The sequence below is a fragment of the Sanyastnella coralliicola genome (genome assembly GCF_030845195.1).
Lineage (GTDB): Bacteria > Bacteroidota > Bacteroidia > Flavobacteriales_D > Sanyastnellaceae > Sanyastnella > Sanyastnella coralliicola.
In genome coordinates, this window is the sequence record NZ_CP132543.1 from 1,817,280 (window position 1) to 1,842,784 (window position 25,505).

The window sequence follows — 25,505 nt, forward strand, 5'->3', positions numbered from 1 at the left end:
TCATTAACAGGTGACTTGTAGTTAGTTGACTTACTTTCCCCGTTCACCCTTGTAGAAACAAGTAACTTCGTCGAATCGTGAAGAGACTCTGGAAAATATTCCGCAACCTAGCGCTCAGCCTACTTGTGCTGGTCGTTTTGCTGTGGATTCTTATCCAGCTTCCGCCAGTCCAAACATGGATTATCGGACAGGTCACGAGCAAAATCAGCGAAGAAACTGGGTATGAAATGGAAATCGGTCATGTGGATGTCCGTTACCCAGTAGAGTTCGTCTTCGACGACGTTATCTGCTTTGACCTTGCAGGAGACACCCTTCTCAGCGCTGATGAAATTGCGGTGGGTGCACTTGGGTCGAAATACCTTGAAGGTGAGATCGAAGCACACAGTGTTCAGCTCGAAAGTGCTCACTTTCACCTGACCATTTTAAAGGGTGATAGCCTTACCAATCTTGATCCTCTACTTGACTATTTCGCTAGCGCGGAATCGAGTGACTCCTCTACCACTCCAGTTATTAAAGTGAGTGACTTTCAACTCGAAAGAACACATTTTAGCTTCCACGACTACAACTTTGAACCAATAGATTCGATCGTTGACTTCAATCATTTGGATATCAGAGATATATCAACCGATATCACCACCTTCAAGTTTGACAGTTCAGGCATTGATGCCGACATCAATAAGCTCACCTTTATTGAACAATCTGGGTTTGATCTCGACTTACTCCAAGGTCACTTTAAGATGCGGGAAGACACCTTGCGCATTGATCAAATGACCTTGAATACGCCACGCTCATCGATCGTCGGCTCGTATGAACTGGTCGCCGAAGAGTGGTCTTATTACGGCGACTTTAATAACCGGGTAACAATGCGCGGGGAGTTCGATCGTTCAACAGTTCACTTCGCTGACATTGCTTATTTCACTACAGAGTTAGCTGGTCTCGATCGTTCCGTTGAATTTGAAGGTTTAGTGCGTGGACGCGTATCGAACTTAAAAGGACGAAATCTGTTTGTCGGAATTGACGACAACACATGGTTTAAAGGAAACGTTGACTTGGCAGGCCTCCCTGAGATTGACCAGACATTCATTGACCTCACAGTAAAAGAAGTTCAGAGCGTGAAGTCTGAGTTAGATCAAATTCCACTTCCTCCCTTCTCTTCTAACAAGACGCTTCAAACGCCCAACAACTTTCAGCAGTTGGGAACGATCTCCTTCACCGGTAAGTTCACTGGCTTCTTAACCGACTTCGTTGCCTTTGGAGAACTGAATACCGCACTCGGACAAGTCAATTCAGATATTGAATTCTATGAATCAGAAAAGACCTTTGCATACAAAGGGAGTCTCTCTACCAAGAAGTTCGACCTCAAGAAATTTTACAACTCCCCTGATCTTGGGAAATTGACTTCAGATTTTTTTGTCGAAGGAAGTGGTTTGACTCGAGAAGACTTAGACGTATCGATAGATGGTAAAATTGGAAAGATCGACGTGTTGGGTTATTCGTACAAAAATGTCGTCACAACGGGGTCATTTCGTCAAGGCTTCTTTAATGGCGAATTATTCTTGAACGACGAAAATGCACAGCTTTCATTTGACGGTCTCATCGACTTTGGCGGTCCAGTGCCGAAGATGGACTTTTATACTTCGATAACCCACTTAAATCCAGTAAAGCTCAATTTAATTCAGCTCTCGGATTATACATCGCTGAGTGGCGATTTTAGAATTAAAGGGCAAGGCAGGAACATCAACTCTGTAAATGGATCTATCTCCGGGGAAAATATTCTATTCTGCACACTTAGAAATGAATACCCTATCGCTGATCTTGATTTAAATGTTTCACAGGGGAAATTTGGTAAAAAGTTCGTGCTTGAATCAGACGTAGCCAGCGGGAAACTCGAAGGTAAATTTGACTTTCAAGGACTTACCTCTGGAGCTCAAAAAATTATAGCAGATATTATTCCTCAAATTAAAACAGATCAGTCAATTACTAGAGGTAAAGAGGATTTCTCTTTAACACTGAATATTCACAATTTCGAACTTGTCTCAGAAGTGTTTATTCCTGAGTTAAATTTAGCCAGTGGGACCCGGTTTAGTCTGTTGATGAATGATGAAAATGAGGAATTTGAAGCAACCTTCTCTTCAGACTATGTTCAATATCTCGATTACTCCGCAGACACTATTACACTTGATATTTCGCATCCAGACGAGTCCATCTATCTTTCAATCCTAACTGACGGTTTTCGGTATGGTCCTAATACATTCAAAGACCTCAGCATTGACGTACGTAATGAGCTAGATACAATCTACTCTAACCTCAATTGGGGTACAAAAGAGGATATAATCCGAGGTGAAATCATGGGTATGAGTGTCATTCAATCCAATAACTCATTCTACAACAGACTCGATGCTGCCACTCTGTGGTTCGATCAAACTGCCTGGACGCTAAAAGACACCACGACCATCAACGTCCTTAATAAGCGTATTGATATTGAGAACTTTAATTTGGCAAACGAAGAATCTTTTGTTCGGGTTGATGGTACTATTGATACAATTGAAAGTGAGGAATTAGAAATTGCTCTACAAAACATCCAATTGTCTGCATTCAATTTACTTACATCTCCGGTAGGTGTAGAACAATCTGGGATAGTTTCCGGTGCACTTACCCTTAGAGACGCATACGACAAAACGTTTATATCGAGTGACTTACAAGTCTTAGACTATACCATAAACTCGTACTTGATAGGAAATATTTTAACGGAAACCTCTTGGAGACCATCCGAAAGAAGACTTCTTGTTGCAGGGGAGTTGGAGCGAAATGACCTTCGGAAAATCAACTTTGGGGGCTTCTATTATCCTGATAGAGAAGAATCTCCAATCGATATTGCTTGTACGCTTGAATCTCAGTCTCTCGATTTCCTGAATGGATTCATCGATGAGGGAATTAGCGATATTAAGGGTAATATATCTGGGGTTCTTGATATCGAAGGAAGAGTAGATAATCCTAAGATCGATGGTGTTCTAGACTTCGAAGATGCCAGCGTCCATGTAGATTATCTGAATACTCGGTTTTACTTTGAGAATGAAGCACAAGTATTTCCTAACGAGTTCTGGCTTGATTTCCCTGTGACCGATGAAAACGGCAATCAAGCGTATATGGCTGGAACCATTCAGCATCAAAACTTCACAAACTGGAATTTTGACATCTTCTTAGATATGTCTCAGGAGCCTTTTCTAGTATTGAATACAACTGAAAAAGACAACAGCCTTTATTTTGGAAGGGCACTAACCACTGGATTTGTAAGTATCTATGGCGAACAAGACAACCTTGAGATAGACATCAACGCACGCAGTGAAGGAGGAACTACCCTTGCCCTTCCACTCGGAGGTTCTGAAGAAGTCACCTTCGAAGACTTCATCACTTTCGTTGATCCGGATGCCGATGAAGTGGAAGAAGAAGGACTTGATCTATCGGGTATATCCATGAACTTCGAACTAGACATTACTCCTGAAGCGAAGTTCAGAATCATTTTCGACGAACTCGTTGGAGATGAGATTTCAGGCCGAGGTCAAGGGCATATCAACATGGTTATCAATAATTTGAGCACCTTCAATATGTATGGAGACATTGAAGTAGTGCAGGGTAAATACCTGTTTACGCTTAAGAATCTCATCAATAAAGAATTCTTGGTGGAACCAGGTGGTAGAATCTCATGGTTTGGTGATCCATTGGCTGCAGATATCGACCTTCAGGCGGTCTACAAGTTGCACACTTCGCTTTATGACCTTGTCCCTGACGAAACGGATCAATACCGCCAACGTGTTCCAGTAGATCTCACCATGAACCTCAGTGGAAAGCTCCTGTCACCAGGGATCAATTTTGACATCGAACTCCCATCATCTGATGAGATCACTCAAGCACGTGTTGAGTCGGCCATCAGTACTGAACAAGAAATGAATCGCCAGGCCTTCGCCTTGTTGGTTCTTCGACGTTTCATCTCCCCTCCTGAAGTTGCCAAGACCAATACCAGTCTGGGTATCGCCGAGAACTCAACTGAGCTTTTGACTTCCCAGCTCTCGAACTGGCTGAGTCAAATCTCCGATGACTTTGATATCGGGGTGAACTACTCTCCTGGCGATGAAATCTCTAACGAGGAATTGGCCGTGGCCCTATCCACCCAGCTCTTCAATGACCGTTTGCTCGTCAGCGGGAACTTCGGGGTGGCGACCGCTCAAAATTCCGCGGCAGGCGAAAACCCTAACTCCTTGATTGGTGACCTTCGCATCGAATACAAGGTCACTCAAGACGGTAAAATCCGCGTCATCGTATACAACCAATCGAACCAATTCGATATCGCCAATACACAACAGAGTAACTATACACAGGGACTTGGGGTAGTGTATCAGCAGGAGTTTGACAGTCTCGGTGAGCTCTTTAGACTAGAACAGTAACTATTCCGGCGTCCGGCATCCGGCGTCCGTTTTTTAAGTTCGTGGTTCGTGGTTCGTGGTTCGTGGTTCGTGGTTCGTGGTTCGTGGTTCGTGGTTCGTGGTTCGTGGTTCGAAACTTACATATCTCCCTTCTTTTTAATGCCGCACAATCCGGAAGCCGGACGCCGGACGCCGGAAATTCTTTCCTCATTTCTGCCAAAACGACAGCCCAAACTATGTCATCTTCAATTGGTCTGTACTTTGATATGGCATGAGTGGTTCATTCCGCCGTTAGGCGAAACAAACAACAAAAGCGATTAAACCATGCAAACCGGAAGTATTAACGTACAAACCGAGAACATTTTCCCGATTATCAAGAAGTTCCTCTACTCTGATCATGAGATCTTCTTGCGTGAACTTGTTTCCAACGCTGTTGACGCCTCGCAGAAGGTGAAGACATTGAAGCACGTTGGAGAATTGAAAACAGATCCTTCGAAATTGAAGGTGGAAGTGATCTTAGATCCAGATAAAGGAACGCTGACCATTCGTGATAACGGTATCGGGATGACAGCTGACGAAGTTGATAAGTACATCAATCAGATTGCCTTCTCAGGCGCTGAGGAATTCGTCAATAAATACAAAGACACCGAAGCGAAGAATGCCATTATTGGACACTTTGGTCTTGGTTTCTATTCTGCCTTCATGGTAGCAGAGAAAGTGGAGATTTTTAGTCGTTCACAACAGCCGAACTCCACTGCAGTACGTTGGGAATGTGACGGTTCTCCTAACTACACTATGGAAGAAACTGCGAAGAAGACAAAGGGTACAGACATCATACTCCACATCGCAGAAGACTCGAAAGAATTCTTGGAAGAGGAACGCATCAGCGGCATTCTCAACAAGTACTGTAAGTTCATGCCAGTACCCATCGTATTTGGCACGAAAACAGAGACCATTGATGATCCTGAAGGAGCGACAGACGAGGAAGGCAACGTAAAGAAGATCTCTCGCGAAGTTGCAAACACGATCAACAATACTGAGCCAGCCTGGACGAAAAAGCCAGTAGACCTCACTGACGAAGAGTACCAGCAGTTCTACCAGGAACTCTACCCAATGAACTTCGATGATCCGTTGTTCAACATCCACCTCAACGTTGATTATCCATTCAACTTGACAGGGATCCTCTACTTCCCTGAATTGAAGCAGAATGTAGAGTTGCAACGCAACAAGATTCACCTCTACTCGAACCAGGTATTCATTACAGACAACGTTGAGAATATCGTTCCTGATTTCTTGACTCTGTTGCACGGGGTGATTGACTCACCAGACATTCCGTTGAACGTTTCTCGTTCATACCTACAGGAAGATGCCAATGTGAAGAAGATTTCTTCGCACATCTCGAAGAAGGTTGCTGACAAGCTCAAATCAATGTTTAACGCTGACCGTGAAGACTTTGAGTCGAAATGGGATAGCTTGAAAGTATTCGTTGAGTACGGAATGTTGACAGATGAGAAGTTCTTTGAGCGCTGCCAAGCATTCAACCTATTCAAATCGACAAAAGACAAGTACTACACACTTGAAGAGCTGAAGGCTGCCATCGGCGAAAGCCAAAAAGACAAGAGTGGTAAGATTGTGGTGTTATACGCCGCAGATAAAGAAGGACAGCACGAACGCATCGCCCGCGCAGAAGAGCGCGGTTATGAAGTGATTCTGCTCGAAGGACCACTCGCATCTCACGTAGTCTCACGTTTGGAGCAACACGACAATGAACTTCAATTCAAGCGTGTAGATGCTGATACCATTGAGAAGTTGATCGAGACCGACGAAGAGCTTCCGTCTCTCCTATCAAAAGAACAAGAAGAGAGCCTTCAGCCTATCGTAGAAGGTGTGGTTGGAACGGAGAACTTCGATGTCAGCTTTGCAGCAATGAGCGCTGATGAACAACCAATTGTGATCACACAAAGCGAGTTCATGCGTCGTATGAAAGAACAACAAGCCGTTGGCGGTGGTGGATTCACCATGTTCGGGCAGATGCCTGAGAAATACAACTTGGTGATCAATTCAAACCACCCGTTGATTGAAAGCGTGGCTTCGAAAGGAGAAGACGGAAAAGATATGGTCAAACAGCTCGCTGATCTAGCTCGCCTGAACTCTGGCCTATTGAAAGGTGAAGAGTTGACCAGCTTCGTGAAGCGCTCTGTTGAACTTCTAGGTAAGTAAACACATTCCGAACGGGTGAATAGACTTCCGCTCGCGGGGTCGTTCACCCGTTCGCCATTAAAGCCTGTATCACAGTAGATTTCAGGCGTATTTTAGAATCAAGTTTAGAACATAAAGAACCCTAATAAACTGAACATGAAAACTTTAATCTTTGCCGGTTCGTTCGGAGTACTTCTCCTAATCCTCATGTTTGGAGGTTGCGGAACATACAACAGCATTGTTTCAAAGCAAGAGTCGGTAGACGAAGCTTGGGCGAACGTAGAAACCGCATATCAGCGTCGTTTCGACCTAATCCCAAACCTCGTTGAGACCGTGAAAGGTTACGCTGACTTTGAGAAGTCAACCCTCATTGGCGTGACTGAAGCACGCGCTGCAGCCATGGGCGCTATGCGTGCTGCTGGCGAAAGCGGTAAACTTGGTGAATTCCAAGCTGCAAACAACAACCTCGGTGTTGCCATGGGACGTTTCTTCGGCTACACGGAAAACTATCCAGACCTCAAAGCGAATAGGAACTTCTTGGAACTTCAAGCGCAGCTAGAAGGAACAGAGAACCGTATTTCAACGGCAAGAACCCGCTACAACAGGACGGTAAAGGAGTTCAACTCAAAAATCAAGAGATTCCCTGGAATGCTCTTCGCCGGAATGGCAGGCGCTGAAGAACGTGAATACTTTGAATCTGCGGAAGGAACGGATGTAGCCCCTTCTGTGAATTTCAGCGAGTAATGGCTGAAGATATCTACGACGTTTTCGATGAGACCGCCATTGAGCAATTATTGGCGGCCATCGCTAACGCCGAAAAGAGTTCCAGCGGCGAAGTCAGAATTCACATTGATAATCATGCGAAAGAAGACCTCATGGATCGTGCAGCATTCCTGTTCGAAGAACTGGAAATGCACAAGACCAAAGACCGCAACGGTGTACTCTTCTATCTCGCGTTGCTCGATCGCAAGTTTGCCATCCTGGGAGACGTTGGTATCAACACCAAAGTTCCACCCAACTTTTGGGATTCTATCCGAGATGAAATGCAAGGCCATTTCAAGCAAGGTGCGTTCGTCAAGGGATTGTGTGAAGGTGTAGAAAGAGCTGGAGAAGAATTGAAACGTTTCTTCCCTTATCAGAAAGATGACGTGAATGAATTACCGGATGAAATCAGTTTTGGAGATCAATAGTATGCGGGTTTGGTTGAGCTTAATTCTCACATTCGTCCTTGGCGGAAGCTTGCTAGCAGCTGATATTCCAGATAGCTATGATGATTTCCGGGCCAAAGACTATGTATTGGTTTATGATTACGCGGACATGCTCACAGATGCAGAAGAACAGCGTCTGAATAGCAAGTTCAACAAGATCAAAGACCAGACTAGTAATGTCTTTGTGGTGGTCACCCATCCTGACTTTTTAGGCGATGAGCCTTTTGCGTTCGCAACAGAATTTGGTGACAGACTCGGTGTTGGTACTTCTAAAAACGACAACGGTGTTGTCATCGCTATCAAACCGAAAACTAGCAAGCAAAGAGGCGAGGCCTTTATTGCTGTCGGCTATGGCCTCGAAGGTGCGATCCCTGATGTGTATGCCAAACGAATTGTTGACAACGAGCTTATCCCCCACTTTAAGAAGAACTTGTACTACGGCGGTATCGTGGCTGGAGTCAATGTCATGAGCAAGTTGGCTATGGGAGAGATCAATGAATACATGGGCGACTCTAGCAAGAGCAAAAGCCGCGGTGTTCCCATCTTCGCTATTCTCTTTCTTCTCTTCACTGTAGGTGGTGTCGTAGGCCGCATGGGCATTCGCACTTATCGCTATGCTCGATTAAATGATATGAGCTTCTGGGCAGCATGGGCCTTACTCTCACAAGCATCACAAACACATACTGGTCGTTATGACGACTTCACTGGCGGTCGTGGTCACTTTGGTGGCTGGGGCGGTGGCTTCGGTGGAGGTGGCGGCGGCGGATTCGGAGGCTTCGGTGGCGGAGGCTTTGGAGGCGGCGGAGCCGGTGGTTCGTGGTAAGTTTTATTCCCTTATTAGTTAAGCATTGAAATACGGAAAATGGATCGGAGGAGCTTTGGGCTGGGCAGTAGGAGGACCTATTGGTGCGGCATTCGGCTTCTTCATGGGCTACATGTATGATGATAATTCTGGTGAAAAGGCTAGCGCCGAAAACCGTGAACGTTATCGACACCATACCCAAGGAGGTGACTTCGCAGCGAGTTTGATCGCTTTGTCAGCGGGTATCATGAAGGCCGATGGTAAAGTGCTAAAAAGCGAACTCAATTATGTGAAGGAGTTCTTCTTGAACAACTTTGGGAAACGTGTAGCTGAGCACCATATAAAGGCACTACGTGAAGTGCTTAAGCAAGACATCGATCTTCGGAAAATGGCGGAACAGATTCGCTATTACATGGAGCATCACAACCGGATCTTGTTGTTGCAGTACCTCTTCGGCATTGCTTACGCAGACGATGACCTCGACAAAAGAGAACTAGAGTTGTTGCGCAACATGGCCATGTGGATGGGGATCTCAAACAAAGACTTCGAGAGCATCAAGGCCATGTTCCATGCCAGCTCACGTGGTCGTGAATACCAACGCTCTTCGCGTTCAAATTACCGCTCTCGTTTCCGCACACGTACCAAGGCACAGGCGCTTGATGACGCCTACACCATTCTTGAAATCAATAAAACAGCCACTGATCAAGAAGTGAAATCAGCCTACCGCAGAATGGCACGTAAGTACCATCCAGATAAGAATAGAGGCCTAGGTGAAGAGTACCAAGAAATGGCCAAAGAGAAGTTCATCAAGGCACAAGAAGCCTATGAGATGATCAAAGAAACACGAGGGATGAAGTAATCCCCTACTCTACTACTAATGAATGAGGTCGGCCTATGGTCGACCTTTTTCATTGCATAAATCTTTATAAATAGAAGTCATAAGTGATGTAAATGACCTGATGACTTCTTATTTTAGCTCGCAGATGATGCCTATGCAAGCTTCTTCCGGACTCAATTCTCGCACCTGTTCAGCCATCGCTTTGTTGATGCTTTTTGTGGTGGCTTTTGCTCAGCTATCCGCCTCAATCATGCATCATGATGAGTACCTTGCTGAATTAGTCGAGTGCGAAACAGACATTGATTCCGAAAAGGAAACCGAAGAAGTAGACGACATCACGCATCACTTCCTATCTTACTTTGCTGATCATGAGTTTCACCAAGAGCTCATTCCTGAATGTTGTGCAGGTGACGTTCAAGAGCTTGCACACGCCAATGAAGTCTTGACCCCTCCTCCCGAGTGCTAGGTTATACTTTATCCTTTGATGCGCAGGATTAAGCGTTTCCATTTAACACCATACTTCTGATTTCACCCTTATGGGTGTCAATCCATTTTCAAATGACTCCAAAACAAACTGGCGGGTTCTTTTCGAACCTCAAATCTGATCTTCCTGCAGCGGTCGTAGTATTTCTCGTTGCACTCCCTTTGTGTCTGGGTATTGCACTTGCCTCTGACGCTCCCCTTTTCGCTGGAATTATTGCAGGTATCGTTGGTGGTACTGTAGTAGCTCTTATTTCAGGCTCTCCGCTTGGTGTATCTGGTCCTGCCGCAGGACTAGCACTTATTGTAGCCAACTCCATCAAAGACTTAGGCGGTAACTTCGAAGCCTTCCTCGTAGCGGTGGTGCTTGCTGGTATCATCCAGATTATTCTAGGTGTGATCAAAGCTGGGGTCATCGGGTATTACTTCCCGAACGCCGTGATAAAGGGAATGCTTGCAGGTATTGGGGTGATCATCGCCCTCAAGCAAATCCCACACGCATGCGGATGGGATAAAGACCCAGAAGGAGACTTCGAATTTCTTCAAGTGGATGGTCGCACCACCTTCTCTGAGATAATAGCTGGTTTTGAGCACATTAAACCAGGAGCGATTCTTATTACCCTGGTCTCTTTAGCTATCCTCATTCTTTGGGAAAGTAAATGGATGAAGAACCTTTCATTCACTAAAGTGGTAAAAGGCCCTCTTGTAGTAGTAATACTGGGCATCCTCGCCACATTATGGTACCAGTCATCGGGGGTATTTGTGATGAATCCAGAACAATTGGTCTCTATAGAAGTGGCCGAATCATTCAGTGGGTTTATTGGCAACTTCACAACACCTGATTGGTCATTCCTTGCTCAAAAGCAGATCTATATTACTGCTGTTGTGATTGCCGTTGTAGCCTCGCTTGAAACACTTCTGTGTGTTGAAGCTACGGATAAACTTGACCCTCAAAAACGCATCACTCCTACGAATCGCGAGTTGATTGCGCAAGGAACGGGTAACATGCTCTCTGGTCTGATTGGTGGACTTCCGATTACTCAGGTGATTGTGCGTAGTTCTGCAAATATTCAATCAGGAGGACAATCGAAAGCTTCCGCATTCTTCCACGGAATTTTGCTTCTATTGGCTGTGGCCTTCATCCCGCAATGGATCAACTTGATTCCATACGCGAGTTTGGCTGCGATTCTTCTTGTTGTTGGATACAAACTAGCGAAGCCATCTCTATGGAAAGAGATGTACAACAAAGGAATGATGCAGTTAATTCCTTTCGTGGTTACCGTTGTTGGTATTGTACTGACTGACCTTTTGATCGGTATCGCGCTTGGAATGGTTGTGGCGATTGCTCAAATCCTTTGGAACAACTACCGCACTCCTTACCACTTCGATCCAGATAAGGTTGAAAAAGGAAAGACCATCACAATCAACTTGAGTGAAGACGTAAGCTTCTTGAACAAGGCTGGAATCATTCACACACTAGAACTTCTTCCTGATGATTCTACGGTTGTCTTTGATGCCACGAAAACGAAGACGATTCATCAAGACATTCTCGACATCCTCCAGAATTTCGAAATCGATGCCAAGAACAGAGGAATCTCATTGACGCGCATTGGATTCGACAAATTCGGAACGGAGAATACGTTGAAGCAATTCAAAAAGGTGGTGGATTCGTGATCTAAAATCGTGATTCTCCCTACAAAGGTCGGTGACGAAAACACTACATTTTCGTGATCGACCTTTGTCGTTTTAGAAAGAACTTGCGGCTATAAACAAATGATTATGAACTTACTGACAGCCGCAAAAGCACTACTCTCTGGAAAGCTTAATTCCAACCCTGCAACGCACTGCCCGAACTGTTGGGGACATCAAGAATACGCTGGTGATTTCCGCTCTGCGTTGTTGAAGGAGAAGATCGATACCAATAATGCCGATGAGAAACTGGGCTGGATTCAAGGATACGCTGCCACTCATCTTGAGGGCATTCGTTTGAAGGAAACCAATGACGTGCTGTCTTGTTCTAAATGCAAACTCACCTACACGAAGTAATGAAAATCGGCTTTGGCGGAGGTTGCCATTGGTGCACAGAAGCGGTATTCCAACATTTGAAAGGAGTGACAGAAGTTGAGCAAGGATGGATTGCATCTCATGCTCCACAAGATGAATACTCCGAAGCCGTGATTGTGCACTTTGACCCTGCGATCATTCCGCTCAACGTGCTGGCAGAAATTCATCTTCGCACCCATCAGTCTGGGGTTAACCACAGCATGCGTCATAAGTATCGAAGTGCATTATACTTCTTTGATGAAGGCGATCAAGGGGCTCTTTTAAACGCTATCGCGGAAACGGACTTAGGTTTCGAGCCGGTAACTCAGGTATTGCCTTTCGTTTCATTCAAGGCTAGTCGTGAAGAGATTCAGAATTACTATGCCAAGAATCCTTCGAAGCCTTTCTGTGAGCGTTACATTGACCCGAAGCTAGAACTGCTTCGTTCGGCTTACACCAAGCACTTTAAGCCTGTTGACTTCGTGGTTGACGAACCCGATAGTACAGTCCGATAGCCAAGACAATTAGAATCAGATTGGCTAAACCCAGAATGCCGCTTTTGTTGAACCATTCTGCGGCAGCTCTGCCCCAAATATCAGGTGTATTCAAACTGTATGGAATCAAGGCAAGTACCCACAAAACACTCACAATCCACTTTAGAGATCCATTGAGCTGCATCCAAAGCCAAGCGAGTAAAGCGATGAGGGGCATCGTCCACATAAAGTGTTCTGTATCTGTGTGAACCAAGTTTGGAACGATCGCAACGAGAAAAGCGAATTCAAGGAAACGGAGCTCATTTGCATGTTCTTCCTTCTTCATGTTTCGAAGCATCCACACAAGCACAAAAATGGCCACCGCTCCAATGGAGCTGTAGATGAGCCAACTACCATTGATTCCTGTGAGGTTACTAATCATTCCAAACAGTGTGTTCGGACTCTCCCCTAGTTCTCCATTATGGGCTAAGATGGCCTCCTTCCATTCATTCAACAGCGCCAAGTTTTCGCTCCAACCTAAATGGAGTGATGGCAACATCAGGAGCACGATAATCGACGCAAGGGAGCTTGCGGTCGCTTTCCATTCCTTTCTCAAGACCAGCCATGGTAGGATGACCGCAAAGTGGGGTTTGAAGACGAGTGCTAACGCAATCAGTAGCCCTGCGAGTATCCCATTCCGCGCTAGCGAAACAAACGCAGCTAAGACCAGCAGCAATAAAAACCAGTTGACATTGCCGAGGAGCAACTCTCTAGAAAAGTGTCCAATAAGGGTTAACGAAACGAGCAAAATGGCTATCCCTGACTTTCCAGAAAGATTGAATCTATCTCTGATCGACTCCGTCCATCGTGGTGTATACCATGCTATGGCCGCGGAAAGCATCACGAAGTAGATGACTCTGAATGCAAACCAAGAACCGAGAAGATGCGCTGGGTAAAAGACCATGGCAGCGCTCACTGAATACTTGTAGAATCCTGAACTCAAGCCGAAGGCTTGTCCATAAGGCGAATTGCCATGAAGCAACTGACCCGCAGCGTCATAGTACACCTGAAGGTCACGCATTTCGAACCTTCCATTGTACATATTCAATGCACCGTAGGCGATACAAACAAGGAAAATGAGGATTTCAGGAAGTCGCTTCACTCGGCGAAGATAAACAGAGTATCGAGAGGGATTTGAATCCTTCGATTGTATCTTAACAACAACTAATCTTCATCACCTTGAAACGCATCCTTTTACTATCGATCGTTGTTTTAGGTGTTTCCGTTTCCGCGCTAGCGAAAAAAAATGTAATCAACATATTCTATTGCCGACATGGCCTGACATAACCTAGGCCTCAAGATATCTTGTCATTAGCCTAGAAGGCTTGTTATCTTTGCCCCAAATTGACAGTTATGTTCGGAGACATGATGGAAAAGCTGCAGAAGATGCAGCAAGAAATGAAAGAGAGCAAAGCCCGCTTGGCCAACATCACGGTGGAAGGCCAATATGAAGGAATTGTTATCAAAATGGACGGTAACCGTAAGGTAAAAGACATCACAATTGACCCTGCAGTAGCTGAAGACATTGAAGACCTTCAAGACCTGCTAATCGTAGCAATGAACAAGGCTATAGAGGCAGCAGACAATGCCAATGAGTCTGAAATGTCATCCAAAGCTCAAGACCTATTGGGCGGTATGATGTAAACCTGATAAAAATCAGGACAAGTGTCCTACACCTCGCATTTTCATATATTGAGAGTCGAACTAATCGAATAACACCTCTCAATCTTATGAAGTGTGACTATACTGACCTGAGGGAAAAGTGCGCACAGCCTATTCGCTCATCTAATGACATGGAGGAAGCTCTTCAGCTTTACGAGGAGCTATCAGATTTCCCACAATTCACGCATGAACACGTGTGCAAATGCTTGCTTGCGCTCCAATTAGTGCGCTCAGGACTGAGTATGAATTAATTGCACGACTGACCAAATACCGCAAGGAAACCAAGCAAGTCTCCAGCTCCAATCAGGCCGTCATCATTGAAGTCTCCCGGACAAGCAGGTACAAATGCAAATGTGCAACTACCATCATCAATGGTCACGGAAGCTTCGTAATTCTCTGCATCAGGGTATGTGCATCCGTAAACGATTTCGCCGTTGCAGACGCCTGCCCCATCCGACACTGGATTGAAATTCAAAGAAAAGGCATCCGCACAACCTTGACACGCGGCACATTCATCTATACAAACAATGTCAAGTACTTCAGGCGACGCACTTGCAGTGAAGGATCGATTGAATCCTCCCATTCCATCTGACACACCACATTCTGCGGGAACAGTTTCAAGTCCAGAACTACCTTCAAATCGGTACTCAATTGTTTGTCCTTCGTTCATCAAGATGGTGAACTCATTCAGTCCGTAGCCAACGTTCGTCATCAAAGCTTGCGAGCCATCAAAATCGTTGATATCAGCCGCAAACCTTGCGAAACCAGAAATACCTTGTTGGTTGTACACATCTACGCGAAACGTGATTTCATAGAGACAAGACCCATCGTCTTCGCCTGCACTTGGATTGAAATTTGAGGCGAAAGGATCGGTACAACCACCTTCAAGACAAGATCCATCATCAAAGTCGGCATCAGGGTTGAAGTTGGGAGCCAATGCATCCGTGCAACCACCTGTACCAACGATTACTTGGCCCACCATACCATTGATAGCATGAAGGCCTACAGAACAATCATAATTGTATACCCCAGGTACTGTGAAGGTGAACGCCCCAATACAAACTCCAGAGGCATTTCCAGAAATAGCTGGAAATGAGAAAGGTTCTGGATTGTCGTATGGCTCTTGGGTGATGCTATTGAACGTTCCTTGCGCATTATGGAAACCTCCAATATTTACCCATACTACTGTTTCACCAGGTTCAATATTCACCACCTGTGGGCTGTAACCAAAGCTGAACGAATCAACGACTACGCCGTCGGTGTTGCATGGGTTCTGGGCAAATAAAGAAAGACTGAGAAAAGTGAAAAGAGCTGAAAGCGACAATTTCATGGTATCTGGTTATTTGGTTCTTTCGTAAGAACCTGAAAACATGTGAATTGTTCTATTCTTAAGTGATGCAACATTTGAAAAGCTGAATGCAATAGGGTCCAATGGGATCAAGACCATTCATGTATTTTCACATTTGTCTCGCAACAAAAGACCTACCTTGTCGCTTAAGTAACCGAATCGAACCAAAAGACATGAAACCGATCGTAAGATTAATGAGCCTCTTCATGCTCATCGGGCTTGTTGCTGTCGCTCTCCCGGCAGACGCTCAAAAGAAGAAAAAAAAGAAAAAAGGCAAAGCTGACACAGAAGAGCCGGCTAAGCCCAAGAAAGACGGAAAAATGCCGTCGGAAATTACCAAGTCATGTGCTGCCTACGAAGGGCTTTTCACCGTTTATCAGGATACTGTAACCGGGAAATCATACATGCAGGTAAAAGCAGATCAACTGGATAAGGAGTACATCTACTTCTCATTCGTCGAAGATGGTTTGCTCGAAGCAGGATCTTTCCGTGGTTCTTACCGTGGTTCTAAAGTGATCTCTTTCCACCGTTACTACGATAAGTTAGAGATCAAGCACCAGAACACTTCTTACTACTTTGATGAGAACAATGCACTTGCAAAGGCCGCAGAAGCCAACATAAACACACCGATCATTGCTAGTTTGAGCATTGAAGCGATGGATGAAGATTCAGGGGTTTACATTGTCTCTGCAGACAAGATTTTCTTGAGCGAGACATTCCAAATGATCAAGCCTCCAAGCAGTCCGGCGTTCCCAAGCTTCTTGGGCGGATTGAGCAAGGGGAAAACGAAGATTCTTGACATCAATAGCTACCCAGCTAACACTGATATTTCGGTAGAATACGTTTACGACAACCCAGCACCACGTCGTGGTGGAAGCTCTGCAGCAACAGATGTTCGTTACGTTAGCATCCGTTACCAGCACAGCTTGATTGAAATGCCTGATAATGACTACCAACCGCGTCGTGATGATCCACGTATCGGTTATTTCATGACCCAGGTAAACGATATGACCAGCTTTGATGCCACTCCATACCGTGATATGATTCACCGTTGGAATTTGGTAAAGAAAGATCCTAATGCTGCTGTCTCTGATCCAGTAGAGCCGATCACTTGGTGGATTGAGAACACCACTCCAGAAGAGTTCCGTCCGATCATCAAAGAAGGTGTTGAACGATGGAATGTTGCTTTCGAAAAGGCTGGATTCAGTAACGCAGTGGTTGTTAAAGTGCAACCAGATGACGCCGATTGGGATGCTGGAGACATTCGTTACAACGTACTTCGTTGGACTTCTTCTCCTCAACCTCCGTTCGGTGGTTACGGACCAAGCTTTGTGAACCCACGCACAGGGGAAATCCTAGGAGCAGATATCATGCTCGAATTTGCATCCATTCGCGGACGCTTGTTCCGTGAAGAGATTTTCTCGCTTGCTGGAACGCAAATGGCTGAAGAAGAATTAACGAAAGAAGACATCATTGCTGATATGCACCGCTGCGACATGGGTACAGTAATGCACCGTAACATGATGTTCGGACAAGCAGCCATGCGCGCAATGAACATGGGTGACGCCGCCGAGAAAGACTTTGTGAAGCAAACTCTTTACCGCCTGTGTCTACACGAAGTGGGGCACACATTAGGACTTTCGCACAATATGCGCGCTTCTACCCTACTCACACCAAAGCAGATTAAAGACGCAGACGTTGTTGCTGAAATGGGAATGTGTAATTCTGTGATGGAATACCCAGCAATCAACTTTGCTTACGACAAAGAAGACCAAACAGCTTACTACGATGGCAACCCAGGATTCTATGATATGTGGGTTATCGAATATGGATACTCACAAGGGCTGGATGATCCTGAAGCAGAAGAGCGTCGACTAGAAGCCATCCTCTCTCGTTCACACGATCCAAAACTTGCGTTCGGTAACGATGCTGACGATATGCGTTCTCCAGGACGTGGAATCGATCCAGACATCAACATCTACGATTTGAGTAGCGATCCTGTGGCATACGCTGTTGAGCGTTGTGAACTTGTAAAGAAGGTGATGCCAAAAATTAAAGACAAGTACACTGATGCTGGTGACGGTTACCAAGATCTACGCAACGCGTACATGTCGCTGACTGGAGAGTACACAACTCAGCTTGGTGTCATGACGCGTCAGATTGGTGGTGTGCACATCGATCGTGCCATTGCCGGTCAAAATGCGGAGAGTGTTCCATTCACCCCTGTTTCTGAAGCAGATCAGAAGGCAGCGATGAAAGGATTGGCAACTTACGCCTTTGCTCCTGATGCCTTCGAAGCAGATGAAGAGTTGTACCGCTACCTCATGATGCAACGTCGTGGATTCGGTCACTTCGGCAACAATGAAGACCCGCGTATTCACGATCGTATTTTGGCTGCACAGTCATACGCCTTAGCGCACTTGCTTCATCCGAACGTTTTGAAGCGTATTGTAGATAGCCAAGAGTACGGCAACACCTATGAGTTGGATGAGTACATGACAGACCTTACGGATGCGATCTTCAAGGCCGATCTACGTACAAAGGTGAACACTCGTCGTCAGAACCTACAGATCTTGTATGTGAAGAGACTGATCTCAACGATCGGAGAAAAGAGCCGTTACAGCTTCCATGCACGCAGTATGGCGTTGTATGAGTTGAACCGCATTAACCGCTCTATGCGAAATGCATCTTCTCCAGATACAATGACAAAAGCTCACCGCCAGCACATTTCGAAGCTGATCGATGATGCTCTAGAAGGAAAATAATATTCCACTAGTTGGAAAAAGAAAAGGCGCTCGAATCATCGGGCGCCTTTTTAATTGAGCCTAACCAAAGCTCTTCATACTAGCGACGGAGTCTGAATTTTCTGCAGTGCCTTCTGAACATCTGCATCTGACAGCTCGTGCTTAACCAAAGATCCTTTGAGGTAATCATCGTATGCTTTGAGATCGAAGTATCCGTGACCGCATAAGTGGATGAGAATGACTTTACTTTCTCCTGATTCCTTGCACTTCTTTGCTTCGCGAATAGCAGATGCAATCGCGTGGCATGTTTCTGGTGCCGGTAGAATCCCTTCCTTTTGAGTAAAGAGCACTCCTGCTTCAAAACACTCCAGCTGATCAATCGCTTCAGCCTCAATCAACTTGTCTTTTAGCAACTGACTCACCACAACTCCTGCTCCGTGGTAACGCAGACCGCCGGCATGGATAGGTGCTGGAACGAATTGGTGCCCTAGTGTATACATTGGCATCAACGGGGTCATTCCCACCGTATCACCGAAGTCATAACGGAACTCTCCTTTGGTCAACTTCGGACATGAAGACGGTTCACTCGCAATGCATCGAATCTTGCGTCCTTGTGTGAAATTCATGCGAAGGAACGGAAAGCTGATACCGGCGAAGTTTGATCCGCCACCGAAGGGAGCACAGATAATATCTGGCATCTCTCCTGCCTTCTCCATTTGCTTGATAGCTTCTTGTCCGATAACCGTTTGGTGAAGCAATACGTGATTCAACACACTTCCCAAAGCGTACTTCGTATCTGGGTCGTTCGCTGCCTTTTCAACCGCCTCTGAAATGGCGATCCCTAAGCTACCAGGTGAGTCTGGATCTTCAGCGAGGATCTTTCTTCCAGCCTCTGTTGTGTTTGTTGGTGATGCGTGTACATCTGCTCCATAAGTCTGCATCAACATTTTGCGATAAGGCTTCTGATCATGGCTAATCCTCACCATGAATACCTCACAGTCAATATTGAACTGGGCGCAAGCGAAGCTCAAAGCCGAACCCCATTGACCAGCACCTGTTTCAGTGGTAATCTTCTTTACACCCTCCATTTTATTGTAATAGGCTTGCGCAATAGCAGTGTTGGGTTTGTGGGATCCACTTGGAGATACTCCCTCATACTTGTAGTAGATCTTCGCCGGAGTATCGAGTGCCTTTTCTAACTCGAATGCTCTGAATAGCGGTGTTGGACGATACTTCAAATAGGTATCTCTCACCTCATCAGGGATTTCGATCATCTGTTCGGCACTGACCTCCTGTTTGATCAGTTCTTCGGGGAACAATGGAGCTAAGGCCTCAGGACCGATGGGCTCCATAGTACCCGGATTTAGTGGGGGCAGCGGCTTGTTCGGCATGTCTGCCACGATGTTGTAAAAGTGCGTAGGCACCTCCTGCGGAAGCAGGTCAAAACGTCTGTTTTTCATCATGTATTGGTTTGAAATAATTGGAATTCGGAAAAAATGGGCAACAAAAAAGCCCCGCTCGTGCGGGGCTCATTAATATCTATTCAACATATAGGTATTACCACCAGCACGACTGACGCCATGAGGTGCACCACCAAGAAAGATTTGTATATGTTGTGTTGTTGCGCATTGCTATGACAAAGATACAGCTTGGTTTTAGAATTCCCTACTTCATCTCACTTTAGGGTACAACCTGCTCATATTTCAGGTATCGAAAGTCGTTGAAGAGTATAGATTCATCCGTCATCTTCTCCAAAGGCATGTCTAATGAATCAGTCACTGCTGCCACGAGTTGTGCGTTCGCACAGTTACATTTGTAAACGTTTCCGAAGTAGGAGAACCAATAACTTCCCTGTTGCCAAAGCACTTCACACTCGTTTCCACGATCACAAACATAGCTACCTACGTAATCAGCGCAACGGGCACCTTTCGTGGTCATGACGAGCCCTTTGAACCGGATACTCGATTCATTGATCAGCTCTACCTCTGCTCTTTCGTTATTTGAAACGGCAATGAGTTTGCCTTCCGAACACTCACATTGATATTCTGTCTCATTGTACATTAACACATCGCTCCCGGGGAATGAAAGCTCCAATATGTGTGATGGGCCGTGCATAAATGCCCCTGCCAAAGGCTCGCACTTTTGATTTTGAAGATCCGCTGCATACAATGCAAAGCCACCTATAAGTACGATGACAACAAGGATGATGCGGTACTTTCCAAATTGCTTCATGATCATTGCATGGATTTGGATTACCTAATTAACTCTCAGCCTTAAGTAACACAAAATCAATGGATTTGTTAGTACACTTGATAAATATCAGCTGACACCTACACGTTGAAATCTCACTGTTTGTCAATACTGATAACGACTCCGATCATTTCTTCCTTCGCTAAATCAGCACTGAAATCGATCATATTCCCACCTTCAAATCGCACGTTCTGCACACCAAGTAGGCTTTGAAGTTTGTTCGCATAGGTTCCTTGACCAGACGAAAGACGCTGGTTGAAATCGTTGTAATCAATGGGATCTTGAGTTATGACTATGGCGATATGATCTCGGTTTCCAACGTCGTCTGTTTTCATAGAGTAGTCACGAGGGAAAAGACGAGTGCCGGTAATTCCACAATATGGTGAGTGCTTCTCGGTATATGGGAACAACACATAACTACTTCCATCGGTCTCTTCACCAAAAACATAAATGTAACATGGCTTATCGTTGGTAATCTCCACTTTGAACTTGTCTCCAATTTCCACTGGATCAGCCGTCGAGAACATCCCTTCCATTCCTTGATGGAATCGCATGTACCCCCCATCATTCATTTTCAATCCGATCTCAGCCGTCAGACGTGATCCAAATGGAGCGTCGGCATTGCCCATTGGATCCATTCCATAGGCCTCACGAACGAAGTAATCGAAGTCTTTGTAGCGAACGTAGGCTACGCCATCGTTCCCCCAATCTTCACCCCAGCTGTTCATGATTTCGAAGGCTCCACCTTCCAAATAATCGTCATACCCGATAACACACATGGCATGTCCTCCAAAACCTCGCTGATCATAATCCGTCGCTGAAGGGATCCAAACATTCTTCCCGTGCATGCCTTGCATGAAGCTTCCACCGACCATCATTCCTATCACCACGGGTGCTCCTTGAGCAATGTGTTGTTTCACCGCCAGTAAATCAACCTCCCTCGCATTGTCACTTTTTGAAAGTCGCTGAAAACCATGGATTGTATAATCTTGCGCTCGCTCACGCTCGGAACTGTTAGGTTTATCAGAGCAAGAACGCTCATCATAGCCAAATTCACGGAAAGGAAGTACTCCTCCCTCCTGCAAATTCTCCATGGCATCTGGGAGGTAAGAACCTTGACAATTGGTCAAGGCAATCTGGTTGTACAGATAACTAGGTGAAAATGCCAGTTGATTCGGGTTCTTCCCAGTTCTTCTAGATTCAAGAATGGTACGACCTGCATAACTCGCTGCCCATGCCACGCACGACCCTTGTTTCCCTTGGCTTAAACGTTTTGGTGCATATGCTTCTAGACTAAAAGACTCTGGAAGCGGGTTCTTGATATTATCAGCCAACGGTTCATAGATTGCCGTATTCTCATGCTTCTCTGCCGAGTACTCTAGTCCGGTTGAGAACAGGTTCTCTACGATATTCTGTGTGGTTTCTCCTCCACCTTCAAGTCCGCTGCATCCTCCTCCGAAGAAATACCACAAACCACCGATCACAGCCACTACCAACAGCAACTTCGGTTTCTTCAACAAAAGTGGAATCAGATAAACCAAGGGGTTATTCCCCCCACCACCTCCTGTACTGGGACGTCTTCTTCTTCCAGGATAATTGTCTTTTGAACGACGGTTGTCGTCCTTTTCCATTCTAACTGGCATTTTTTTAGGCTTTAGGCGTTAGGCTATAGGCGTTAGTACTCTCCGCAATCCGCGATCCGCGATCCGCGATCCGCGATCCGCAATCCGCAATCCGCAATCCGCAATCCGCAATCCTTATGACGCAAGTATAGCACTCTAGGTCACAATGTGCGACACTTAAGTTCAGGATCTCAAGATTGTGGATAACCCATAAGAACTTTCACACCTCCTTAACATCGGTGAACCCTCTCTTTCAATAACTTAATAAGCGTTATGAATGTGGACGATCCCTCAAGAGTATTTCAGATTATGGGCGGGAGACGACGTGTAGACTTCGTTTCATATGTCCGAGAGTTTACTGACTTGTACCCTCATTGTGAGGTTCATGTTGGTTGTGACAGTCAGAATCATCGTCAGAATACGGTGTATGTGACTACGATTGTATTCCGTTTTCCAGGTAATGGAGCGCATGTGATCTATCGCAAGGAACGTGTGCCTAGGATCCCTGACCTCTGGTCGAAGTTATGGGGAGAGACAGAGCGATCAGTAGAGATTGCGGATGCCATTCGCAATGAGCTGGGTGTCCAAATCAAGCAGATTGACCTCGATTTCAATACCGATCCCTCCTATCCTTCAAATAAGCTGTTGAGCGCGAGCGCGGGGTATATTTCCTCGATGGGCTTTCATAGCCAGGCGAAACCTGGACTCCTTATGGCTGCTTGGGCGGCAGATGTATTGTGCCATTGAGTTGAACACTCTTTGCGCAAAGCGGTTATCTGAGTATGAAAATGCATCGTTTGACAACCGCACAGTGGCTTCCTATTTCTTTAGAAGAAGCATGGACATTCTTTAGTATGCCAGAGAATCTTGACCTCATCACGCCTGATGATATGAGCTTCAATATCCTTTCGGGTTCTGGCGAGCGCACTTATGCAGGACAAGTAATCACTTACAAGATTGCCCCAGTATTGAATATTCCAATGTCATGGGTGACCGAGATTACTCAGTGTGTTGACAAACACTACTTCATCGATGAGCAGCGATTTGGTCCATACAAATTCTGGCATCACCTGCATCGATTCAAGGAACAAGATGGTGGAGTTCTCATGGAAGACATCCTTCACTACGCTCTGCCTGGAGGAGCACTAGGAGAGCTTTTCGGTGGACCCATGATCCACAAAAAGGTTAAAGGTATCTTCGACTACCGTGGAAAGAAATTGGCAGAGGTATTCCCGGGTGCAAAAGAACCTTTCACACCTACATTGAGAAGAAGCGCGTAATTCCTACTTCCCTTTTTGCTTGGCCCAAGTATCTTTTAGTGTCACTGTTCGATTGAACACTGGCTTACCCTCTGTGCTATACTTTGAGTCTACACAGAAGTATCCTAGACGTTGGAACTGGAATCGATCACCTGACTTAGCCTCCACAAGACTAGGTTCAACTTTCGCATTGGTAATGATTTCCAAAGAGTCTTCATTGACGAACTCCATGAAGTCACGGTCTTTGTGGGAATCTGGCGCTTCGTCTTTGAATAAGCGATCGTACAGTCGAACCTCAGCATCCTTGGCGTGCTCTGCACTTACCCAGTGGAGCGTACCTTTTGCTTTGATCCCGCTTGTGTCTTGACCACTGCGAGAGTCTTCGAAGTACTTCACATGAACTTCAGTGACGTTGCCGTCAGCATCTTTCTTGTGATCAACGTATTCAATGATGTAAGCTGACTTGAGTCGAACAACCTTTCCTGGTGCCAGACGGAAGAACTTCTTTGGAGCATCTTCCATAAAGTCTGCCTGTTCGATGAACAACTCACGGCCAAAAGGAAGCTCTCTTGTCCCCGCGCTTTCATCTTCAGGATTATTCTCTGTGGTGAGGAACTCTGTCTTGCCTTCAGGGTAGTTCGTCACTACCACTTTGAGTGGACGCAACACAGCCATGACGCGAGGAGCAATCTTGTTGAGGTGGTCACGAATACTGAACTCCAACAAGCCAATGTCAATGATGTTGTTTCGCTTCGCCAAACCAACGCGCTCTGCAAAATCGCGAATTGACTCTGGCGTGTATCCTCTTCGGCGTAACGCCGAAATCGTTGGAAGACGTGGATCATCCCATCCATCAACCACACCATCTTCTACCAAACGCAGAAGCTTTCGTTTCGACATGACTGTATAGTTCAAGTTCAATCTGGCGAACTCGATCTGACGTGTTGGGAAAATTTCAAGTTTCTCGATGAACCAGTTGTACAGCGGACGGTGATTCTCGAACTCAAGACTGCATAACGAGTGTGTAATTTCCTCGATAGAGTCAGACTGCCCGTGAGCAAAGTCATACATCGGGTAAATACACCAATCATCTCCAGTACGGTGGTGCGTTACCTTCTTGATTCGATACATGAGCGGATCACGCATGTGCATGTTGGAATGCGACATATCAATCTTAGCACGCAATACGCGAGCTCCTTCTTCAAAGTCGCCATTACGCATGCCCTCGAATAATTCAAGGTTCTCTTCTACAGAACGATCGCGGTAGGGAGAATGAGATCCCGGTTCCGTTGGCGTTCCTTTCTGAGCGGCGATCTCTTCTGGCGATTGATCGTCAACATAGGCATATCCCTTTTTGATGAGATCTACCGCAAAACCATACAACTGCTCGAAGTAGTCAGAGGTGTATAGTGGTTCACCAGTCCATTCAAAGCCCATCCACTCGATGTCACGCTTGATGGCGTCGACATACTTCGTGTCTTCTTTGACCGGATTGGTATCATCAAAACGCAAGTTGGTAACTCCACCGTACTTCTTAGCAAGGGTGAAGTTCACATAGATTGCCTTGGCATGACCAATGTGAAGGAATCCATTTGGTTCAGGCGGGAAACGCGTATGAATGCGTGCTCCGTGCTTACCATTTTTTACATCCTCCTCAATGATCTGCTCGATGAAATTGAGAGATTTCTCTGCCGTTTCGCTCATGAAGCAAAGTTACATATCATCGACGATAAACGATAAACCTTAATCTAGAATCTATAACTAACTTATTCCTTTTGAAAGCGAAACTTTAATCGCAGGTTTGACCGTATTTGGCTACGAATAGAAGAAGGTCAGAGGCGTCTACTTTACCGTCGCCGTCGATGTCTCCCGTGCATCAAGCGATACTATCGCAAGAGCCCGTCTCCGGATTCCAAACTCCTCCTACTCCGCAGATTTGATCTACAAACAAACAGGTACCTTTATCAAAGCTAGAAGATGGATAATAATTGAGTGTTGTTTTCACTTCATTCCCAGTGAGTACTTTCAAATGCAACGGTGATATCACTCGTGAAAGCTCATAAATGTATCCCATTGATAAATGTGAACCTTTCGTT

General features: G+C 45.6%; 20 protein-coding genes. 14 read left to right on the forward strand and 6 right to left on the reverse strand.

The features are described from left to right. Nucleotides 1-77: 77 nt before the first annotated feature. From RA156_RS07680 to RA156_RS07725, 10 genes are all read left to right on the forward strand, one after another. Nucleotides 78-4,442 (forward strand): translocation/assembly module TamB domain-containing protein, encoded by a 4,365-nt coding sequence (locus RA156_RS07680; RefSeq protein WP_306643987.1) that lies wholly within the window; start codon nucleotides 78-80, stop codon nucleotides 4,440-4,442. A 303-nt stretch (nucleotides 4,443-4,745) separates the two neighbouring features. After that, nucleotides 4,746-6,641: a molecular chaperone HtpG gene (gene htpG / locus RA156_RS07685; protein ID WP_306643988.1), complete on the forward strand. Its 1,896-nt coding sequence runs from the start codon at nucleotides 4,746-4,748 to the stop codon at nucleotides 6,639-6,641. A 135-nt stretch (nucleotides 6,642-6,776) separates the two neighbouring features. Further along, nucleotides 6,777-7,364: a LemA family protein gene (locus RA156_RS07690; protein ID WP_306643989.1), complete on the forward strand. Its 588-nt coding sequence runs from the start codon at nucleotides 6,777-6,779 to the stop codon at nucleotides 7,362-7,364. Beyond that, on the forward strand, nucleotides 7,364-7,810 hold the full coding sequence (locus RA156_RS07695; RefSeq protein WP_306643990.1) for a TPM domain-containing protein: 447 nt from the start codon (nucleotides 7,364-7,366) through the stop codon (nucleotides 7,808-7,810). The genes RA156_RS07690 and RA156_RS07695 overlap by 1 nt, the downstream gene beginning before the upstream one ends. Then, on the forward strand, nucleotides 7,785-8,651 hold the full coding sequence (locus RA156_RS07700) for a TPM domain-containing protein (RefSeq protein ID WP_306643991.1): 867 nt from the start codon (nucleotides 7,785-7,787) through the stop codon (nucleotides 8,649-8,651). Before RA156_RS07695 ends, RA156_RS07700 begins: the two co-directional genes overlap by 26 nt. Nucleotides 8,652-8,676: 25 nt before the next feature. Continuing rightward, nucleotides 8,677-9,489, forward strand: coding sequence for a TerB family tellurite resistance protein (locus tag RA156_RS07705; protein ID WP_306643992.1), 813 nt, complete (start codon nucleotides 8,677-8,679; stop codon nucleotides 9,487-9,489). A gap of 100 nt (nucleotides 9,490-9,589) precedes the next feature. Next, complete coding sequence (locus RA156_RS07710; protein ID WP_306643993.1) at nucleotides 9,590-9,934, forward strand: hypothetical protein; 345 nt, start codon at nucleotides 9,590-9,592, stop codon at nucleotides 9,932-9,934. 92 nt (nucleotides 9,935-10,026) lie between these two features. Beyond that, complete coding sequence (locus RA156_RS07715) at nucleotides 10,027-11,622, forward strand: SulP family inorganic anion transporter (RefSeq protein ID WP_306643994.1); 1,596 nt, start codon at nucleotides 10,027-10,029, stop codon at nucleotides 11,620-11,622. A 105-nt stretch (nucleotides 11,623-11,727) separates the two neighbouring features. Continuing rightward, on the forward strand, nucleotides 11,728-11,994 hold the full coding sequence (locus tag RA156_RS07720; protein ID WP_306643995.1) for a hypothetical protein: 267 nt from the start codon (nucleotides 11,728-11,730) through the stop codon (nucleotides 11,992-11,994). Continuing rightward, complete coding sequence (locus RA156_RS07725; protein WP_306643996.1) at nucleotides 11,994-12,506, forward strand: peptide-methionine (S)-S-oxide reductase; 513 nt, start codon at nucleotides 11,994-11,996, stop codon at nucleotides 12,504-12,506. The genes RA156_RS07720 and RA156_RS07725 overlap by 1 nt, the downstream gene beginning before the upstream one ends. Here RA156_RS07725 and RA156_RS07730 read toward each other — a convergent pair. Then, nucleotides 12,457-13,626, reverse strand: coding sequence for a glycosyltransferase 87 family protein (locus RA156_RS07730; RefSeq protein WP_306643997.1), 1,170 nt, complete (start codon nucleotides 13,624-13,626; stop codon nucleotides 12,457-12,459). The genes RA156_RS07725 and RA156_RS07730 overlap by 50 nt on opposite strands. A gap of 251 nt (nucleotides 13,627-13,877) precedes the next feature. Here RA156_RS07730 and RA156_RS07735 point away from each other — a divergent pair, with 251 nt between their 5' ends. Continuing rightward, nucleotides 13,878-14,168 carry a YbaB/EbfC family nucleoid-associated protein gene (locus RA156_RS07735; RefSeq protein ID WP_306643998.1) on the forward strand — a complete coding sequence of 97 codons (291 nt, stop codon included), beginning with the start codon at nucleotides 13,878-13,880 and terminating at the stop codon, nucleotides 14,166-14,168. A 265-nt stretch (nucleotides 14,169-14,433) separates the two neighbouring features. Here RA156_RS07735 and RA156_RS07740 read toward each other — a convergent pair whose 3' ends face one another. Continuing rightward, entirely contained in the window at nucleotides 14,434-15,516 is a 1,083-nt protein-coding gene (locus RA156_RS07740; protein ID WP_306643999.1) for a cupredoxin domain-containing protein, read from the reverse strand. 191 nt (nucleotides 15,517-15,707) lie between these two features. Here RA156_RS07740 and RA156_RS07745 point away from each other — a divergent pair, with 191 nt between their 5' ends. Continuing rightward, the gene (locus RA156_RS07745; RefSeq protein WP_306644000.1) at nucleotides 15,708-18,299 is read left to right on the forward strand and encodes a zinc-dependent metalloprotease; all 2,592 of its coding nucleotides are present in this window, start codon (nucleotides 15,708-15,710) and stop codon (nucleotides 18,297-18,299) included. Between the two features lie 74 nt (nucleotides 18,300-18,373). On the opposite strand, the gene RA156_RS07750 is transcribed toward RA156_RS07745, so the two are convergent. The 3 genes from RA156_RS07750 to RA156_RS07760 form a co-directional block, all read right to left on the reverse strand. Further along, complete coding sequence (locus tag RA156_RS07750) at nucleotides 18,374-19,741, reverse strand: TrpB-like pyridoxal phosphate-dependent enzyme (RefSeq protein ID WP_306644001.1); 1,368 nt, start codon at nucleotides 19,739-19,741, stop codon at nucleotides 18,374-18,376. A 217-nt stretch (nucleotides 19,742-19,958) separates the two neighbouring features. Then, a complete protein-coding gene (locus tag RA156_RS07755) occupies nucleotides 19,959-20,516 on the reverse strand; it encodes a hypothetical protein (protein WP_306644002.1) in 558 nt (185 codons plus the stop codon). 107 nt (nucleotides 20,517-20,623) lie between these two features. Beyond that, a complete protein-coding gene (locus RA156_RS07760) occupies nucleotides 20,624-22,171 on the reverse strand; it encodes a C1 family peptidase (protein WP_306644003.1) in 1,548 nt (515 codons plus the stop codon). Nucleotides 22,172-22,423: 252 nt separating this feature from the next. Between RA156_RS07760 and RA156_RS07765 the strand changes: the two genes are divergently transcribed. Beyond that, nucleotides 22,424-22,897, forward strand: coding sequence for a ribonuclease H-like YkuK family protein (locus RA156_RS07765; protein ID WP_306644004.1), 474 nt, complete (start codon nucleotides 22,424-22,426; stop codon nucleotides 22,895-22,897). Between the two features lie 41 nt (nucleotides 22,898-22,938). Continuing rightward, nucleotides 22,939-23,430 (forward strand): SRPBCC family protein, encoded by a 492-nt coding sequence (locus RA156_RS07770; RefSeq protein WP_306644005.1) that lies wholly within the window; start codon nucleotides 22,939-22,941, stop codon nucleotides 23,428-23,430. A gap of 3 nt (nucleotides 23,431-23,433) precedes the next feature. On the opposite strand, the gene RA156_RS07775 is transcribed toward RA156_RS07770, so the two are convergent. After that, nucleotides 23,434-25,113: a glutamine--tRNA ligase/YqeY domain fusion protein gene (locus tag RA156_RS07775; protein WP_306644006.1), complete on the reverse strand. Its 1,680-nt coding sequence runs from the start codon at nucleotides 25,111-25,113 to the stop codon at nucleotides 23,434-23,436. Nucleotides 25,114-25,505 lie beyond the last annotated feature (392 nt).

Excerpts from the sequence above, each read along its gene's own strand:
- htpG (WP_306643988.1), top strand. The coding sequence starts at position 4,746 with ATGCAAACCGGAAGTATTAACGTACAAACCGAGAACATTTTCCCGATT.
- RA156_RS07690 (WP_306643989.1), top strand. The coding sequence starts at position 6,777 with ATGAAAACTTTAATCTTTGCCGGTTCGTTCGGAGTACTTCTCCTAATC.
- RA156_RS07695 (WP_306643990.1), top strand. The coding sequence starts at position 7,364 with ATGGCTGAAGATATCTACGACGTTTTCGATGAGACCGCCATTGAGCAA.
- RA156_RS07700 (WP_306643991.1), top strand. The coding sequence starts at position 7,785 with ATGAAATCAGTTTTGGAGATCAATAGTATGCGGGTTTGGTTGAGCTTA.
- RA156_RS07710 (WP_306643993.1), top strand. The coding sequence starts at position 9,590 with ATGACTTCTTATTTTAGCTCGCAGATGATGCCTATGCAAGCTTCTTCC.
- RA156_RS07715 (WP_306643994.1), top strand. The coding sequence starts at position 10,027 with ATGACTCCAAAACAAACTGGCGGGTTCTTTTCGAACCTCAAATCTGAT.
- RA156_RS07720 (WP_306643995.1), top strand. The coding sequence starts at position 11,728 with ATGAACTTACTGACAGCCGCAAAAGCACTACTCTCTGGAAAGCTTAAT.
- RA156_RS07725 (WP_306643996.1), top strand. The coding sequence starts at position 11,994 with ATGAAAATCGGCTTTGGCGGAGGTTGCCATTGGTGCACAGAAGCGGTA.
- RA156_RS07735 (WP_306643998.1), top strand. The coding sequence starts at position 13,878 with ATGTTCGGAGACATGATGGAAAAGCTGCAGAAGATGCAGCAAGAAATG.
- RA156_RS07740 (WP_306643999.1), bottom strand. The coding sequence starts at position 15,516 with ATGAAATTGTCGCTTTCAGCTCTTTTCACTTTTCTCAGTCTTTCTTTA.
- RA156_RS07745 (WP_306644000.1), top strand. The coding sequence starts at position 15,708 with ATGAAACCGATCGTAAGATTAATGAGCCTCTTCATGCTCATCGGGCTT.
- RA156_RS07750 (WP_306644001.1), bottom strand. The coding sequence starts at position 19,741 with ATGATGAAAAACAGACGTTTTGACCTGCTTCCGCAGGAGGTGCCTACG.
- RA156_RS07755 (WP_306644002.1), bottom strand. The coding sequence starts at position 20,516 with ATGATCATGAAGCAATTTGGAAAGTACCGCATCATCCTTGTTGTCATC.
- RA156_RS07760 (WP_306644003.1), bottom strand. The coding sequence starts at position 22,171 with ATGCCAGTTAGAATGGAAAAGGACGACAACCGTCGTTCAAAAGACAAT.
- RA156_RS07765 (WP_306644004.1), top strand. The coding sequence starts at position 22,424 with ATGAATGTGGACGATCCCTCAAGAGTATTTCAGATTATGGGCGGGAGA.
- RA156_RS07770 (WP_306644005.1), top strand. The coding sequence starts at position 22,939 with ATGCATCGTTTGACAACCGCACAGTGGCTTCCTATTTCTTTAGAAGAA.
- RA156_RS07775 (WP_306644006.1), bottom strand. The coding sequence starts at position 25,113 with ATGAGCGAAACGGCAGAGAAATCTCTCAATTTCATCGAGCAGATCATT.